Source organism: Bacillus sp. NEAU-Y102 (assembly GCF_054788175.1).
On the sequence record NZ_JBTWFK010000005.1, the window covers coordinates 41634 to 57837 of the forward strand.

Here is a 16204-nt window from a genome sequence, read left to right on the forward strand (position 1 = left end):
AAAAAGCTGATAGTCAATTAGACTCTCAGCTTTTTTATTTGTTTTGCTGTATGTTTTCTAACGGCTGGTAATATTTCAGTAGCAATTAATTCAATATTTTTCTCAATTTTATCAAATGGTACACCGCCAAAATCAATTTGTGCCATAAAGCGTTGTTGGCCAAACAATTCATATTGGTAAAGCATTTTCTCAATGATTTGTTGTGGGCTACCAACCATTAAAGCATCACGGTAATCTATTGCATTTGTAAATTGCTGTTTCGGATACCCACCACCGCGCAGTGTAAGCATACCAGCATTAATGTGAGGATAATATTCACTAAGTGCATCTTGTGAATTTTTTGCCGTATAAAATAAACTCGTTGTCGCAACTGGTAAACTAGCTGGATCAAATCCACTTTGCTGAGCAGCCTCGCGGTAAGCATCTACTGACACTTTAAAGTTAATTGCTGGACCACCAAGTGTTGTTATCATCATTGGCACACCTGCACGTCCTGCTTTAATTGCACTAGCTGGTGGACCTCCAACTGCACGCCAAATTGGTAAGTTATTATTTTTCGCTCTTGGAATAACCGATGCATGTGCGAGCGGTGCTCTGAACTGTCCATTCCATGTTACATGTTCCTCGTTATTAATTTTTAATAAAAGATCCATCTTCTCTTCAAATAATTCTTCATAATCATTCACGTCATAACCAAGTAAACTATATCCTCCAATACGAGATCCACGACCAGCTACGATTTCAGCACGACCATTAGAAATCAAGTCAATGGTAGCGAAATCCTCATATACTCGAACTGGGTCAGATGTACTTAATATCGTTGCGGAACTTGCAATTTTTATATTTTTCGTAGCTTGCGCGACCGCACCTAAAATAACTGTATGAGCTTGCGTTGTAAAATGCGTTTGATGACTTTCACCTACAGCAAACACATCAAGCCCTGCCTCATCTGCTAACTTAGCTGTTTCAATTAGTTCGTGAATTCTTTTTTCTGGCGTAACTTTCTCCCCATTATGTGGATTTAATACATGATCGCCAATTGAATATAACCCAAACTCAATTCCTTTTCTTGTATCTATACGGTATTTTTCCATAGTTACTCTCCCCTTTAATAAAGTAGTATTAGTTTTTCTTCTAAAAACGTTGGTAAGTCAAGTATATCTCCGTATTACCTATCTCATCACTTGATTAGTCAATTGATGATGTAAAAAAAATTACTCTTGCGGTAATTCTTTTTTTTCGCTATGCTTATGAACTTTCGTCATCAGCTCGTATAATATTTTCTGCTCTTCTTCATTTAATACATCATCAAAAAACGAAGATTGAAATGCAAGTTGCTCTGGCAATGCTCTCTCTAAAGCTGCTTCTCCTTGCTCTGTAAGACTAATTGTTTTCGTTTTCCAATCTTGTTTTCGTACAATATATCCTTCTTTTTCAAGACGAGTTAACATTCGAGAAATGCCACCTTGTGTAACAGTTACCTTTTCAGCTAACTCCATTTGTGTTAGTGGTTGATACGTACGTATTTGCAAAAGCACATCAAATTGAGCTGTCGTTAAATCAAAACGTTTTAAAAACTCATTTGACATTTGATTACTTTGGTTCGTAAATCGTATTAAACGTAACCATATTAATGATCCTATCGTATTATCACGCATGTTTCATCACTTCCTAGCGTTCATCTTACTATCACTTTACCACTCAAGTGATGGTAATGCAAGTGAAAAAGTATTCGACATTATATTACGTATCCACTAAACCAATCTATATAACTCCTGAATCACCAATAAACAAACAAGAGTGCTTAGATAAACCCTTTAGGTTTCCTAACACTCTGATATCTTTGTAGATTTTAGGGTATGAAAATAATAAATAATTATTGAATAAATGTAAAAAACTAAAAAATGAATATTCATAATCACTCTTATAGCGTAATATAACACTGGTTATACCCTTATCCTATCTACTACAATATCCTTATGTACGGCTAATTACATTTGTGAAGGTATGTAAAATGAATTCAAGTTAATCATTTATTAATTACAAATATTCTTATTAATGAATTTCTGATTTATCTATTTTCAGAAAATTGATGGATTATTTAACGATGTGAATCCTAGAAACGAGCCAAAATCTATTCAAAAAATGGAGTATAGTTGTAATTACAGCTGTGTTATTGATTTCCCAATTGAGTTAGTTATCTCAACTGCACATAAGAGCTGAAGCACCTTCAAATTCTACTGTATTTCATAAATTAATGCCTAAATATTTAATAACCAATTTTAATTTTGATATGGATGCATCAGCTGTTACGATAACGCAGTAATTGAAAATCTCTTTGGAATCATGAAGTCTGAATTTCTATACCGAAAAGAATTTAAAAATATAGACCACTTTAAACACGAACTAACAAAGTACATAGCGTACTATAATCATAAAAGAATTAAGGCAAAACTAAAAGGCATGAGTCCGATACAATATCGGATTCATGCCCAAGAAGCTACCTAATGAAATAATGAAATTTATCTATATTTTTAATGCATTAATCAAATCTTTTATCAATTTTTCCTCATCATTTTTTAATTCTTCTAGCCTATCTACAATTTTCAAAATAATATCATTATCTTTTACTAAGCTATATTTAACAAACATATTGCGTATAATTAATGCTCGATCTTCAATTTTCTTTGCATCTTGATATATTTTCGTTTCTATTATTTGATTTTCTAACATAAAGTTAATCCGGGAGGCCATAACCTTTTTATGCTCCCACAAAATATGTGTATTTCTTATATCTATATATACCTCTCCCTGGATTAATGCTTCGAAGTAATTATAAAGTTGCTTATAAGATTCCATACCATAAAATCTTTCCCAGGGTTCCAATAACATACTAAACTTCTCAGAAGTATTTCTCGAATGAAGATAATCTTCCAAAGATTCAATCACTAATTTTTTATTAAATTCATATTCTCCTTCTGGATTAAACTTATATAAGTAAACTTGATTACATTCATTCTCTATATTCTCTAGGTATAAATAGGATTTTCTAAATTCAGAAAAACTTACTTTTGAACTCTTAAAAGAAACATTCTTATTAAACCCTAATACATCAAACGTCTCTGAATTTATGTCATAACCATATACTAATATATCATGAGAAAAATGTCTCTTTTTATAGGTACGTCTATCCGGAATATAATATTCATCTACATTCAAATACACATAATAATTTTCATTCAGGGACTTTATTACAAAATCTATTATGTCCTGATTTGTAAATTTAATTAAATCTCTTTGTAGCTTCTGTACTTTTAACCATGGACAAATAGTATGATCATACATATAAAAACAAAATGGTACCGGTGATTTAAATTCCTTATCAAATGCTACTTGAATGTAATTACTATAGAACCATGGATACGCTTCTTCGTGATTTAAGATAATGGCTAATGGATAGGCGTAAAATTGATATCCATAAACTGGTGGTTTTTCTATTGGCAACTTTTTTTTACCCATTATTTTCTCCTATTCAATTAGTTTTTTTAAAGGGAAAAATTCAGAAATTAGAAACAGTGGTTCTTTTTCACTGTTAATAGTATAGGTTTTCCCTAAAATTTTGTCTTCACACCCTATTTGAAGATGTTTAGCCATCCCCTCTTCTTGATATATATTTACATTTTCAATTTTCCTACTGGTATCTAGCTTATACTTATCTAAAATTTTTCCGATTGGCTCAACCCCTTTTATCAAATCTTCCATAACTTCTTTTTGAAACTTTTCTATAAATACAATAGAAATGGCATATAAGAATATTTCGCCTGTTTCTTCACTTTCTAAAGTTGCTTCTCTAACTAGGAAATAATCAGGTAATTTTGTATTAAATACTTTTAGTATAGGCAGATCTGTATTCTGCCGTATTAAATTCACTTTTATAATAGTATTATGGTATATTTCTAGTAATTCAGTCATCGAAGATTTAGTATATGTCACTAGTCGCCCATAACTACTTAGTTCGTATTCTTTTATATGCACACGGCATTCTCTCCTAATTTTTATTTTTTTGAATTAAATACTTTCCGATTACTAAATAATCCAAATCTATATTTAAAAAGCATTTAATAGCATCATTTGGTGATTCAACTATCGGTTCTCCATTATCATTAAATGAAGTATTCAAAAGAATTGGAATACCTGTTAAATTTTTAAACTCAGAAATTAATTTATGAAAATTCAGATTCATATCCTTTGATACTGTTTGCATTCTTCCAGTCCCATCAATATGAGTAATTGAAGGTACATCCTTTTGTTTAGAATTATGGATTTTCGGAACAAACAACATATAGTAAGAACTTTCTTTCATAGAAAAATATTTATCTTGTTCTTCTTCTAAAACAGCAGGTGCAAATGGTCGAAACGGTTCTCTATGCTTAATTCTTGTATTTATAAGGTCCTTCATATCATTATATCTAGGATCTGCTAATATACTACGATTTCCTAATGCTCTTGGACCTACTTCTGATTTCCCCTGAAACCACCCTATAATATTTTTATCACTAATTAATTTAGCAACCGTTTTATGCAAATTTTTTGGTTCTGATACTATTATTGATTCTTTATATTGTTCTAGAGACTGTTTTATTTCTATTTCAGTGTATTCCTTTCCTAAGTACGGAGAAAAATCTGTTTTAGAGGGATTCCTATGCTTTCCTCCTAAAGCATAATACCCATAAAGGGCCGCTCCAATTCCAGTACCGGTATCACCTGTTGCAGGCATTACAAATACATTTTCAAAAGGAGTATTCTCTAAAACTTTATAGTTTACAACACTATTTAAAGCTACACCTCCAGAAATACATAAGTTTTTTATTTGAGTTTTTTCATATAAATAATTGCAAAGTTTAATTACAATATCCTCAGTATGATATTGAACTGCAAAAGCAAAATCAGCTTTTGCTTGCTCCAATCTCTTAAGCGTTTTCATATTTTCCAATACGTGATTTATGTACTGTTCCATTTCTCTCTGTTGCTCTAAGCTTTGATTGAAATTCCCATTTATATCACAATTATAGAATTTATAAAATTCCTTCACATATTTGTCCGTACCATAAGGAGCTAAGCCCATTGTTTTACCAGGTTCAATATAACCCTGTGAGTTAAATCCTATGCTATTAGTAACTATTCCATAAAAAAATCCTAATGAATTTGTATAAACCTGTTCATAATCCTCACCTACTACTTCGCCTTTAATATCCTTTAAAGTAGAAATCTGAGATCCTTCTCCTAAATAATATGTTATTGTTTCTCCAAATATTTGATTCTTACTATTTATTTGGCTCCCTCCACCATCTAAAACTAAAATAGCTGATTTTTCAAATTTCGATGGATAAAATACACTAGCTGCATGACTAAGATGATGACTAATTAACTTAACTTTTTTTCTATATTTAAGGTAATAACCAGGTGTTAGATAATCATTTGCCACTATTAAATCTACATCATCAATAGAAATTCCTTCCGAATCTAAACAATATTTTGCAGCCTTACACCTCGAAACACGTTCACCTAGCTTATATGCATATTTAACCCGTACTAACCTTTCCTCTTCTACAGCAACCTTAATTTCACTATTATCAACTAAACATGCTGAAAAATCATGTAAAGATCCACCCAATCCTAAAACCTTCATTTTATTTTCCTCCTACTCTCCAGTTCTTCATTACCTAATCATTTTAAAATAGGTTTGTGAACTATTTTTAATGTGTAGCTTTAAAGCATTATTTGAGTTATAAAATTCCTCTAATGATATTTGATTATTTATAAATTTTACAAATAATTTGGGATCTAAGTGCTCAGAATATTTTTCACAGAAATAGTTCATATTTTTAGCCAAATTTTCAATTCTATTTTTACCAACTGGATGTTCCATGTGATAAACTTTAGCGTTTTTCTGATATATGAATCTAGCATTCTGATTATATAAGCGATATCCTAATTCAATATCTTCTCCCCCCCAACCAAGGAACTTTTCATCAAAATAATTTACCTTTTCTAACAACTTTTTACTAACCGAGGCATTTCGTGTTACAAAGCAGGTCCATGCAATATGCCCTCCATTTGGATGCCACCCAAACAATTTAAACGTTTGTTTGGCATAAAAATCTTCTCTAGCTGTTCCATTTAGTTGATTTATATCATTTAATAATGCATTATGTATGATTGTTTCTGTCCTATGAGAAGTTATATTCCCAAAAAATACATTATAACGGTCACCTACAACAACGACTTCATCTTTACTTTCTAAATGCGGTTTTATATGCTCGTATATAAATTGCGATCCAAATAAGATATCATCATCTAAAAAAATGATGATATCTCCTTTTGCCATTTTAATTCCTATATTCCTAGCTTTTGCAATAGATGCAGCTTCTCTTTCTGTATACTGCATATGTAGTTGCCCCTTATACAACTCTATTACTGACGTGTAATCCACAGTAGAACCGTTATTAACAATAACTACTTCAAAAAGAATCCCCCTGGTATTCTGTAGAGAAAGCGATTTCAAAGTATGCTGTATACGTTCGAGCTTGTTTCTTGTGATTAGTACAATGCTAGCAGCGATATTTGCCATGTTAATAAAACTCCTTTTATTTAGTTTCCAGAACTATTGTACGCTTTTAATCCCCTATTCCACACAAAACGTGTAATAATTAAAAGCACTATACTAATCCCAAAAGTAAGTATTCCCAATACAATATCTAATTTTCCAGTAACTATTTTTGCAGCAGGGCTAGCAACTAAAGCAATGGGGAACATATACTTGAAGATCATTCCTATTATGCCTTGATAAATATCATCTGGAAATCTAGCCATTATTATTGTACTTAAAAACATTCCTTCTCTATTTTGAATACTTGGCCACCAAAAAGCTGTAATGGTCCACATAAACCAAATACAGTAGTAAATAATCATTCCTGAAAATAAATAGAGAAAATATCCCAATAAATTAATTGAATTTAAAACATTGGACATTGAATTCATTCCAATAATTACAACTATCATCCCTGGAATTACATTCAATATTTGGGTATAATTCAAAGTTCTAAATGATGCGTAAAATTGAGAATCAATAGGCTTTATCAACAATAAATCCAGTCTTCCATCCATAATGTCATTTTGAAGCATACCCATATTATGTATCATTAAGAACATCATAATTGCATCAATAATCATATATGTCCCTACTAAAATTAACATTTCGGCCCATTGCCATCCCAATATATTTTCTACATTTAAATATATAGCTTTAAAGAATATTAATGGTACACTAATCCAAAGTAATCCTGATACAACCATAGCGAAAAAATTTGCTCGGTATTCTAAATCCTTTTGTAAACTTAATGTAGCTATTTTTTTAAAAACCTTTATTTTATTCATTTTATCCACCTACTTCCACATAATTTTTAACCCCTTTTCTCCAAATTACTCTCCCTAATATGAAAAATAATATTATCCAAATCAGTTGGACTATAAGTCCATGTACTATATAATCTTGACTAGCGGATCCAGTAATTATTTTTAATGGAAAAAATGCTAGATATGGAAAAGGTGTAAAATCTATTACCCTTACTATTGTATGTGGTAACAAATCTAGCGGAAAAAATCCTCCTGACAGTATAGTTATAATTAAATGCTTTACAAATAAAATATTTACCAGGTTATGTGCCCAGAATGCATAGCAGCCAATTATCCATGACAATAGAAACCATAGAGCCGCTGATCCTATAATTGCAATAATAAATATTATTATGGACTTTAAATCTAAAGATATACTAATATATTTTTTTAAAATTAGCATGATTATGGACAAAGGTATACAACCCAAGAAAAACTTTACAAACCTATCACCTATCATTTCAGAAACATAGTAAGCTTGAACATCAATTGGTTTCAATAACAGACTGCTTAATATTCCTTTATTTATTTTCTCATTCAAATCCCAATCTACCTGATACCAAATTAAATAGTTTATTATTCGAGCACCAATAAAATAAGTTATTAATTGATTAAGTGAATAATTAGCTACTGTATCTCCGTTTGCATAAATAGCTTTCCACATCAAAAACATTGCAACTGTGGGTAAAAAAGCTTCTAAAATCATATAGAATACCCCAAAACGATATTCTATTCCTCTAAGCCAACTTGTTTGTGCAATTTTAAAATAAGCATTTATTGGTATAGCTTTTTTCATGTGATTAACCCCTAATTAGCTGTTTGTTGGATTTTGAGTAAATTTTCTCTATTACGCCTTCTATTGAGATATTCTCTACTGTTAAGTCCTCTATAGGAAAAGAATTTAATAAAATTGTAGCTACATTTTTCATTTCATTTTTATTCACACATAATACCATTTTGTTTTGCTCTTGCAATGTAACTTTTGCTCCTAATCGTTCAATTTGTGATGAGGATATTTTTTCTTTAAAACTAACAGATATATACTTATTAACATCAAAATCTTTCATTATATCTGCTGTTAAACCGTTATATACTAAATTCCCTTTATTTAATATCATTAACTTCTCACAAAGATCTTGTATATCATCTAAATAATGACTTGTTAGCAGAATTGTAGCATTATAACGTTGATTATATTCTTTGAGAAAACCCCTAATTTTTTTTTGAGCAAACAAATCTAACCCTATAGTTGGTTCATCTAAAAACAGAACTTTAGGAGCATGAAGAAGAGCTGCAATCATTTCCATTTTCATTCTTTCACCAAGAGATAATTTTCTTGTTTGAACTTTGAGCAAATGCTCAACTTCTAATAAACCAGATAATTCTTCAAGCCGATTTTTATAATCCTTACTTGATATAGAATATAATTCCTTATTAAGTTCAAAAGTTTCCAATGGAGGTAAATCCCAAATTAGTTGTCCTCGATTTCCCATCATAATCGATATTTGTCTTCGATGTTCCAAACTTCTCTTCCACGGTACACATCCCATTATTTCAACTTCACCATGGGAGGGCGTTAAAATTCCCGTTAAGATTTTTAGAGTTGTAGTTTTACCTGCTCCATTAGGACCAATAAAACCAGCAAAATCTCCTTGTTTTAATTTAAAACTTAAATCATTAACCGCTATTTTCTGCTCGTACTTTCTATTTACCATAGATTTAATAGAACCAAGAAACCCAGGCTCCTTTCGATGAAAGCGATATTCTTTCTGAAGATTATTTACTTTTATTGAATACACACCTTTTCCTCCCCCCATAGTTCTTCTTATTATTTATTTAACTTTTCTATAATATAAGTAGTTAAAGATTCAACTGTGCTAACAAGATCGACACTAAGTTCTTCATCTGGAATTTCTATTTCAAATGTTTGTTCTATTTTCAATAAAATTTCTAAAACCATTATTGAATCTATATTATAATAATCAATTAAATTGCTATCGTTAGGGATTTCATTTGGTGAAATATTAGTTTCGGTTCCTTCTGTTACACCCTCAGCAATGATGTTTTTTAATACCTTTTGAATGTTTTCCATCTCAACATGTGTGTTCATTTTTATTAACCCCTTTTTTGTCTTTTATTTTTTATAATTAGATTATAAATTCTCTTTCAACGCTTGCCTTTTCACCTTACCTGTTGAAGTCTGCTCAAGTTTTTCTTGAAAAAATATCTTTCTAGGTACCTTATATGCTGATAAATACCTTCTGCAATGGGATAATATTTCTTCTTGCTTAGAAGGATGATTTAAAACTATATGGGCGACTGGTATTTCTCCTCTAATTGAATCTTCTTGTCCCACTACTACTGCTTCTTTAACAGCAGGATGAGTTTGAATAACCTCTTCAACTTCTAAAGGATTTACCTTCTTTCCGGATACATTAATAGTGAGTTTTTGCTTCCCATATATATAAAGATGACACTTTTCATCTAATATCCCTAAATCTCCAGTCTTAAAATACTCTTTTTTATCGATAATGGAATCCAAATTACCTTCACCATCTAGATAACCCATTGTCATACTTTTATTTTTGATCAGTATTTCGAAAATTTGTAACCCTTTTGATTCCACAGGATCTGAATAATTTAGTAATACACTTGTATCCGATATTACTTTTCCAACAGATGGTTGATTATATAGTTTATTTTCATACTTTTCATGTAAGATTGAAATGGCACCTGTTTCTGTCATACCGTATACATTGTTTAAATTTAATCCAATTAATTCCTCACACTTTGTTAACACTTCTTGGTTTAATATCCCTCCTGCGGTAAGAGCGTATCTCAAGTTTGTTAACTTACTTTTACAATGGCTTGCTAACATCTCATAATGAACTGGAAGTGCAATTAAAATTTCAATTTCCCTTTCTAAAATTACCTTCTCAATCTTTGTTGCGAGAGTTAACGCGGGTAAATAAGTTATTGTTACACCCGAAATTAATGGTGCAATAAACCCAAAAGCAAAACCATACGCATGGAATATTGGTGCAATAGACAGTATTCTTTCTTCTTCTTTTAAATCTAATGTTTTTTTAAGTTGTAAACCTTCATTTAATAATCGTTTCTCTGATTTCAAAACAGCTTTTGGAATATTGGTGGATCCCGATGATAAAAAGATAACTAAGTTCCCTTCATCAACACTTTTGTTCTTCTTAAAGAACAAATTTTGTGTTCTTAAATTAAATAGTCTTATTGGCTTCTCAAACTCCATTTTTTCTTCAATTACCATATCATCTTCTATATCTATTAGTTTTTTTGTATCTGTTATTAAAATACTTGGCTTATACATGTTGATAACAGTTTGAAATTCTTCACTTTTTGTATAAGGATCCAATAGTATAATTGGAATTTTCAAAGAACATAATGAAACGAAAAGTATTGAGAATCTATATGAATCTTTTAAACATAATCCTACTAATTTACTTTGAGATAACCCAATCTTAATAATCGTACTACGGCATTTTTCAATTTCTTCTATATACTCTTTGTAACTAACCTCTTTTTCGTCTCTTATAAAAGCGATGTGTTCTGGATTGTTCTTCTTGATCTGATTGTATATCACTAAAAACCCCTCATATCTTTGAAGTTATTCTATTTTTCAAATCCATTGGCGTACTAGCGGTAACTACCTCGTATGATTTATTCATTGAAAAATTTTCAGTAAACCAATCTACTTTGATTGTATAAACATCTACTTTCTTACCTATATCCAAATCACTCTCTGTATCCCCAATAAATATACTTTCTTCTTTTTTTGCCTCCAACATCTCTATTGCTAAAGCTAATCCATCTGGATTGGGTTTACTTGGTATATTATCACTAGAAGTAATAATTACATCGAAATATTTAATTAAATCGGTATATTTAAGTAGTGCGTAAGTCGTTTCTCTTGATCTGCCCGTAAAAATCCCTAGTTTCATTTTCCTATCTTTTAGGTACTCCAACATATTGTGTATATCAATTGGAGGTATTAAAAATAATTCACACAAATTATCTAGGAAATACTTATTATAAAATTTTAATGCTCTTTCTTTATTTTCTTCTCCTACTAAACAACCAAGTGTAGCCTCTTCTGTAGGCATAGCATATCTTTTGATTAGAAGTGTACTACAAGTTTTATTCATAACCCTTGAATAAGCATATTTACAACTTTCCAAATGAATTTTCCAACTATTAACCAACGTTCCATCTAAATCAAATATGACTGTGGATACTTTATTAATCATTAATGTTCAGTACTCCCCCAGTTTAAATTTCGATCAATATGTTCAATATTCATATCGATATATGGTCCAGTCTGACAGCTTACTTTGCAGGCTATTTCTACTAATGAAGTTGCAATTGCCGCTCCCGAAGCCATTCCTAATCTCATCTGTAAATCAAGTAATGGTGACAACCCCATCTTTTCCAGTAAGAATTTATGCCCAGGTTCAGAAGAGACATGGGACGCAATAAGATAATTAGATATATCTGGACATAATAATTGCGCAATACTAGCCGCAGCTGTAGTTATAAATCCATCAATAATTATAGGTATTTTCCGTGCTGCTGCTCCCAGAATTAGCCCTACTACCCCAGCTATTTCCAGTCCACCAATAGAACTAATTATACGAAGAGGATCATCAGTGACCTTGAGATTATGATAATCTATACTCTTTTTTACAATTTCAGTTTTATATTTAACCTTTTCGCACGATATACCCGTTCCTTTTCCTACAACATCATTTGGTGAGATATTACAAACAACTGAAGTTATAGCGCTAGCGGCTGTGGTATTTCCAATACCAATTTCCCCAACTGCTATAATATTTGAATTTTGATTTTTTTCAGTCTCTAGTACTTTAGCACCTTTTAATATAGCCTCTATTGTTTCAGATATACTCATTGCCACTGTATTCGTCATATCATTCGTTCCTTCCTTAACCTTCCAGTTAAGAAAATTATCTGAATCAATACATTCTTTCAAACCCAAATCAACTAAAGTAATATCTGCCCCAACCTGCTTAGCAATTACATTAATAGGTGCTAAACCATCGGCTATCGTTTTGAATACCTTACTCGTAACATTTGATTTAAATAATGATACATGCTTTGATGCTATACCATGGTCACCTGCAAAAATAACAATACTTTTTTTGAAATCATCTATCTGAGTTATTCCTCGTACACCTGCAATCTGATAGGCTATCTTATCTAACGCCCCTAAACTTTTTAATGGCTTTGCTATTCGCATTTGGCTAATGTGAAATTTTCTTTCGGCATATTTATCGATAGGTGTTATCTTATCAATAAGTTCTTTTAATGATTGAATATTCTCTTTCATTCAGAACACCCCGCAATTTTATCTGTGTTCTTATGGAGTTTCTCCTCTATTAATTCTGATACACCATTAATAAAATGTTGATTAATGAAATACCTTGATACTCTTTCTCTAGCCGCGTTTGCTAAACTATCACCTAATTCTTGATTATTTAACAATCTTTCAATCTTATAGGCAATTTCATTTTCATCTAACTCACGTATACCATACTTATCTTCGTTTACAGTTAATTTCAAAGCTTCTTTGTTATCACGTAATAACTCATTTAACGAATCAACCGAAGAGGCTATTATAGGCTTACCTACAGCCATAAATTCAGCAGCAACATAACAAAACGACTCCCATAATGAAGGTACTACACATATATCTGCTACATGAAAGTATTCAATTGCCTCCTCTCGTGTTATATCACCTAAGAAAATTACTGAATCGCTTACATTTAACTTTTTAGTTAGTTCCTTGAGATATTCTAGCTCTGGTCCAACACCAATAATTCCGAGCTTAACTTTTGGGTAATTTCTCCAAACTTTTGCAAATCCTTTAATTAAATAATCAAATCCTTTCACTGGTACTAATCTACCGCAACCTAAAATTATAATTTCTTCCTCTTTTGCTAGAACGCTTCTTCTTCGTCTATAATTTACATTTTCTTTTCTTGCAAGTTCATCTGGATAAATTCCTAAATGAATTACGCTTGTTTTATCTCTCGATAAATCCTCATACTGCTTATGTATACTTTCGGATAACGCATTACTAATAAACACAGTATGGGTAGAGTGCATTAATGCTTTTCTCTCCAATTCAAGAATTAACTCTTTTCTAGCTTCAACATTATTTGAAACTCGATGAACCCCATTTCTATCGTAAGGAACCATCTTTGAAAAATCTTGTAAAAGGATATTAATGAGTGGGCATCCAAACTGTTTTGCTAAAATAGAAGCTTCAGGAAAACAAAACAAGTCCGGAAAAATAATTATTGATGGTGCACCAAACTTATTTACGAAATGATTTACACCCTTCATTAATCTTCTATGAGAAACAAGAGAATTGTCACTTATACCAGCTTCTTCTGTATATAAAGATTTATTGCTAATTCGATATATATTAACATCATTAATTACTTCTGTTACTAAAATTTCCTCTATATTATTTGTAATTACTCCTACTTTATATCCTGATTTTGCTAGACCTTCAGCCAATGATCTGGCTACTGTACTTGTTCCGCCAATTGTATTAGGCGGATACTCACGCGAAAAAATTAATACTTTCAAGGTTTCACTTCCCTTTCTTTATGTATTTTCATATATGCCTGAATTTGTTCTAACGTGAAATGATAAGCATCCTTACCTTCTTCAAAATTTTTATACCAGTTTACTGTTTCACTAACTGTACGATTAAAATCCCATTTTGAATTCCACTTTAATTGATAAACAGCTTTTTCAGAATTAACACTTAGACTATTAGATTCATAAAAATTTTCATTATAATTTTCGGAGTTATAGGACCCGTTCCCCCAATTATCAATAAACGTTTCTACTAATCTTTGTACTGGTAAAATGGAAGTATTAGTTGGCCCAAAGTTCCAACTTCCACTATACTTTTTAGGGTTGTGAAACAAATTTATACTTAGTAGCAAATAACCATACAATACGTCAAGTACATGCTGCCAAGGTCTAAAAGCATAGGGCTTTCTTAATTCAATTACTTTTTTCGCTGAAAGAGCTCTAACACAGTCAGGTATAATTCGCCCCTCCGCCCAATCTCCTCCACCAATTACATTTCCTGTTCTCGCACTCGCTAAACCAATTTTACTGTCCTCAGAAAAATAAGCATCTATATATGCAGTAAATATTAGCTCTGCAGCTGCTTTAGAAACGCTATAAGGATCTCCTCCTCCTAATTCATCATTTTCCCTATACCCCCATAACCATTCTTTATTTTTATAGCACTTATCAGACGTAACATATACTACCGACTTAACCGACTTATTGTGACGAACAACTTCTAACAAATTCACTGAACCAATTACATTAACATCAAAAGTGCGTTTGGGTTCTGTATACGAAACTCCTACAAGTGGTTGAGCAGCCAGATGAAAAACAAATTCTGGATTTTGTTTTCTGAAAACTTCTTTTAGATGTTCTAAATCTAGTATGTCTCCATCAATATGTAAAATCCTTTCCTCTAAACCTAATATATTGTAAAGACAATCTTTTTTATCAGGAGGTAGTGAATATCCGACAACATCTGCACCTAACATATCTAACCACATACAAAGCCATGCACCTTTAAATCCTGTATCCCCAGTAACAAGTACCTTTTTCCCTTTAAATATAGACAAGTCTTTAGTTAATTCCATAATTTCCAAGGTGCCTCCATATTTTCATACATTTGATTTAAAGTTAATTGATCTTTATATGTATCCATACTTCCCCAAAAATCACTATGGTTATATACCATCATTTGTTTATTTCCCATTAATTTTTGTAGCGGTTCTTTTTCAAATACTAATTCTTTATCATTGTCTAGATATTCAAAAATCCCTCTGTTACAAATGAAATATCCACCAGAAATTTTTGCATCAGCAACTTGAGGTTTTTCTTGAAACTCTGTTACATGCCCCTCACTGTCACATTGCAACTCCCCATACTGCCCTGTTCTTGAAATACCTGTAACAGTTAGTATTTTTCCATGTGAATGATGAAAGTCCAATTGACGATTAATATTAAGATTACAAACTCCATCTCCATAAGTAAGCATAAAGGTTGAATCATCTCCAATATACTTTTGAATTTGTTTAATACGACTCCCTGTCATTGAATCTAAACCTGTTTCTACCATCGTAATTTTCCAATCTTCCTCACTCAATCTATTATGGTATTGAATATCATTGGGCTGATTAAGAGAAATTGAAAAATCACTATTGATTAACTTATAATTCATGAAATACTCTTTTATTTTCCACCCTTGATAACCTAAACATAAAATAAATTCATTATGTCCCCATGAAGAATAGTATTTCATAATGTGCCATAATATTGGCTTGTCCCCTATCGTAATCATCGGTTTAGGAATATTATCTTTATGCGATTGCATTCTCGTTCCAAAACCACCACAAAGAATAACTACTTTCACCTATCTCATCCTTTCGTATGTATTTTACTAAGCAAATATTTTATTGATTCTTAAAATTCGAACCAGAAAAGAAAACGTTTGCACAGTTATGGATTATAAACCTATTACTATAAATTGTAAATACATTTTTTTACTATTTTTATCTAATTATGAATTATCCAACAAAACAAAACGCAACCTGATAAATAAATTAAATATTCTAATAATAATTCAATATCTACTTCTACATTAACTTCTTTA

At 31.2% G+C, this 16204-nt stretch carries 16 protein-coding genes and 1 pseudogene; 1 reads left to right on the forward strand and 16 read right to left on the reverse strand.

All coding sequences use genetic code 11. The features are described from left to right. Positions 1–17 precede the first annotated feature (17 nt). Both ACYFX0_RS14235 and ACYFX0_RS14240 read right to left on the reverse strand, forming a co-directional pair. Positions 18–1094: an LLM class flavin-dependent oxidoreductase gene (locus ACYFX0_RS14235; RefSeq protein ID WP_000417554.1), complete on the reverse strand. Its 1077-nt coding sequence runs from the start codon at positions 1092–1094 to the stop codon at positions 18–20. Positions 1095–1214: 120 nt separating this feature from the next. Beyond that, the gene (locus tag ACYFX0_RS14240) at positions 1215–1658 is read right to left on the reverse strand and encodes a MarR family winged helix-turn-helix transcriptional regulator (RefSeq protein WP_001205523.1); all 444 of its coding nucleotides are present in this window, start codon (positions 1656–1658) and stop codon (positions 1215–1217) included. A 646-nt stretch (positions 1659–2304) separates the two neighbouring features. Between ACYFX0_RS14240 and ACYFX0_RS14245 the strand changes: the two are divergent. Beyond that, positions 2305–2508: pseudogene (locus tag ACYFX0_RS14245) on the forward strand (IS3 family transposase); the annotation flags it as partial. An 18-nt stretch (positions 2509–2526) separates the two neighbouring features. Here ACYFX0_RS14245 and ACYFX0_RS14250 read toward each other — a convergent pair. Genes ACYFX0_RS14250 through rfbF form a run of 14 tightly spaced genes read right to left on the reverse strand, consistent with a single transcriptional unit; the run spans position 2527 to position 15964 of the window. Next, positions 2527–3519 (reverse strand): cysteine peptidase family C39 domain-containing protein, encoded by a 993-nt coding sequence (locus ACYFX0_RS14250; RefSeq protein WP_000516762.1) that lies wholly within the window; start codon positions 3517–3519, stop codon positions 2527–2529. 9 nt (positions 3520–3528) lie between these two features. After that, complete coding sequence (locus tag ACYFX0_RS14255; protein WP_000547679.1) at positions 3529–4035, reverse strand: chorismate--pyruvate lyase family protein; 507 nt, start codon at positions 4033–4035, stop codon at positions 3529–3531. Positions 4036–4048: 13 nt separating this feature from the next. Beyond that, positions 4049–5689, reverse strand: coding sequence for a carbamoyltransferase family protein (locus ACYFX0_RS14260; protein WP_000865920.1), 1641 nt, complete (start codon positions 5687–5689; stop codon positions 4049–4051). 30 nt (positions 5690–5719) lie between these two features. Continuing rightward, positions 5720–6631, reverse strand: a complete 912-nt coding sequence (locus ACYFX0_RS14265) for a glycosyltransferase family 2 protein (protein ID WP_001273689.1) — start codon at positions 6629–6631, stop codon at positions 5720–5722. 20 nt (positions 6632–6651) lie between these two features. Next, positions 6652–7437, reverse strand: a complete 786-nt coding sequence (locus ACYFX0_RS14270) for an ABC transporter permease (RefSeq protein ID WP_001033633.1) — start codon at positions 7435–7437, stop codon at positions 6652–6654. 1 nt (position 7438) lies between these two features. Further along, positions 7439–8251, reverse strand: a complete 813-nt coding sequence (locus ACYFX0_RS14275) for an ABC transporter permease (RefSeq protein WP_000709301.1) — start codon at positions 8249–8251, stop codon at positions 7439–7441. A gap of 4 nt (positions 8252–8255) precedes the next feature. Then, the gene (locus ACYFX0_RS14280; protein WP_000286890.1) at positions 8256–9254 is read right to left on the reverse strand and encodes an ABC transporter ATP-binding protein; all 999 of its coding nucleotides are present in this window, start codon (positions 9252–9254) and stop codon (positions 8256–8258) included. 29 nt (positions 9255–9283) lie between these two features. Beyond that, entirely contained in the window at positions 9284–9565 is a 282-nt protein-coding gene (locus ACYFX0_RS14285) for an acyl carrier protein (protein ID WP_001091896.1), read from the reverse strand. A gap of 42 nt (positions 9566–9607) precedes the next feature. After that, a complete protein-coding gene (locus ACYFX0_RS14290; protein ID WP_000639966.1) occupies positions 9608–11071 on the reverse strand; it encodes a class I adenylate-forming enzyme family protein in 1464 nt (487 codons plus the stop codon). A gap of 10 nt (positions 11072–11081) precedes the next feature. Beyond that, positions 11082–11735, reverse strand: a complete 654-nt coding sequence (locus ACYFX0_RS14295) for an HAD family hydrolase (RefSeq protein WP_000608988.1) — start codon at positions 11733–11735, stop codon at positions 11082–11084. Beyond that, positions 11735–12832, reverse strand: coding sequence for a nicotinate-nucleotide--dimethylbenzimidazole phosphoribosyltransferase (gene cobT, locus ACYFX0_RS14300; protein ID WP_000662058.1), 1098 nt, complete (start codon positions 12830–12832; stop codon positions 11735–11737). The genes ACYFX0_RS14295 and cobT overlap by 1 nt, the downstream gene beginning before the upstream one ends. Next, a complete protein-coding gene (locus tag ACYFX0_RS14305) occupies positions 12829–14100 on the reverse strand; it encodes a glycosyltransferase family 4 protein (RefSeq protein WP_044783463.1) in 1272 nt (423 codons plus the stop codon). The genes cobT and ACYFX0_RS14305 overlap by 4 nt, the downstream gene beginning before the upstream one ends. Then, positions 14097–15188 carry a CDP-glucose 4,6-dehydratase gene (gene rfbG, locus ACYFX0_RS14310; RefSeq protein WP_041488150.1) on the reverse strand — a complete coding sequence of 364 codons (1092 nt, stop codon included), beginning with the start codon at positions 15186–15188 and terminating at the stop codon, positions 14097–14099. The genes ACYFX0_RS14305 and rfbG overlap by 4 nt, the downstream gene beginning before the upstream one ends. Beyond that, complete coding sequence (gene rfbF / locus ACYFX0_RS14315) at positions 15179–15964, reverse strand: glucose-1-phosphate cytidylyltransferase (protein WP_000869622.1); 786 nt, start codon at positions 15962–15964, stop codon at positions 15179–15181. The genes rfbG and rfbF overlap by 10 nt, the downstream gene beginning before the upstream one ends. Between the last annotated feature and the right edge of the window lie 240 nt (positions 15965–16204).

Coding starts and splice junctions, on each gene's coding strand:
- ACYFX0_RS14250 (WP_000516762.1), bottom strand. CDS start 3,519: ATGGGTAAAAAAAAGTTGCCAATAGAAAAACCACCAGTTTATGGATAT.
- ACYFX0_RS14265 (WP_001273689.1), bottom strand. CDS start 6,631: ATGGCAAATATCGCTGCTAGCATTGTACTAATCACAAGAAACAAGCTC.
- ACYFX0_RS14260 (WP_000865920.1), bottom strand. CDS start 5,689: ATGAAGGTTTTAGGATTGGGTGGATCTTTACATGATTTTTCAGCATGT.
- ACYFX0_RS14295 (WP_000608988.1), bottom strand. CDS start 11,735: ATGATTAATAAAGTATCCACAGTCATATTTGATTTAGATGGAACGTTG.
- ACYFX0_RS14275 (WP_000709301.1), bottom strand. CDS start 8,251: ATGAAAAAAGCTATACCAATAAATGCTTATTTTAAAATTGCACAAACA.
- ACYFX0_RS14285 (WP_001091896.1), bottom strand. CDS start 9,565: ATGAACACACATGTTGAGATGGAAAACATTCAAAAGGTATTAAAAAAC.
- ACYFX0_RS14235 (WP_000417554.1), bottom strand. CDS start 1,094: ATGGAAAAATACCGTATAGATACAAGAAAAGGAATTGAGTTTGGGTTA.
- rfbG (WP_041488150.1), bottom strand. CDS start 15,188: ATGGAATTAACTAAAGACTTGTCTATATTTAAAGGGAAAAAGGTACTT.
- ACYFX0_RS14270 (WP_001033633.1), bottom strand. CDS start 7,437: ATGAATAAAATAAAGGTTTTTAAAAAAATAGCTACATTAAGTTTACAA.
- cobT (WP_000662058.1), bottom strand. CDS start 12,832: ATGAAAGAGAATATTCAATCATTAAAAGAACTTATTGATAAGATAACA.
- ACYFX0_RS14240 (WP_001205523.1), bottom strand. CDS start 1,658: ATGCGTGATAATACGATAGGATCATTAATATGGTTACGTTTAATACGA.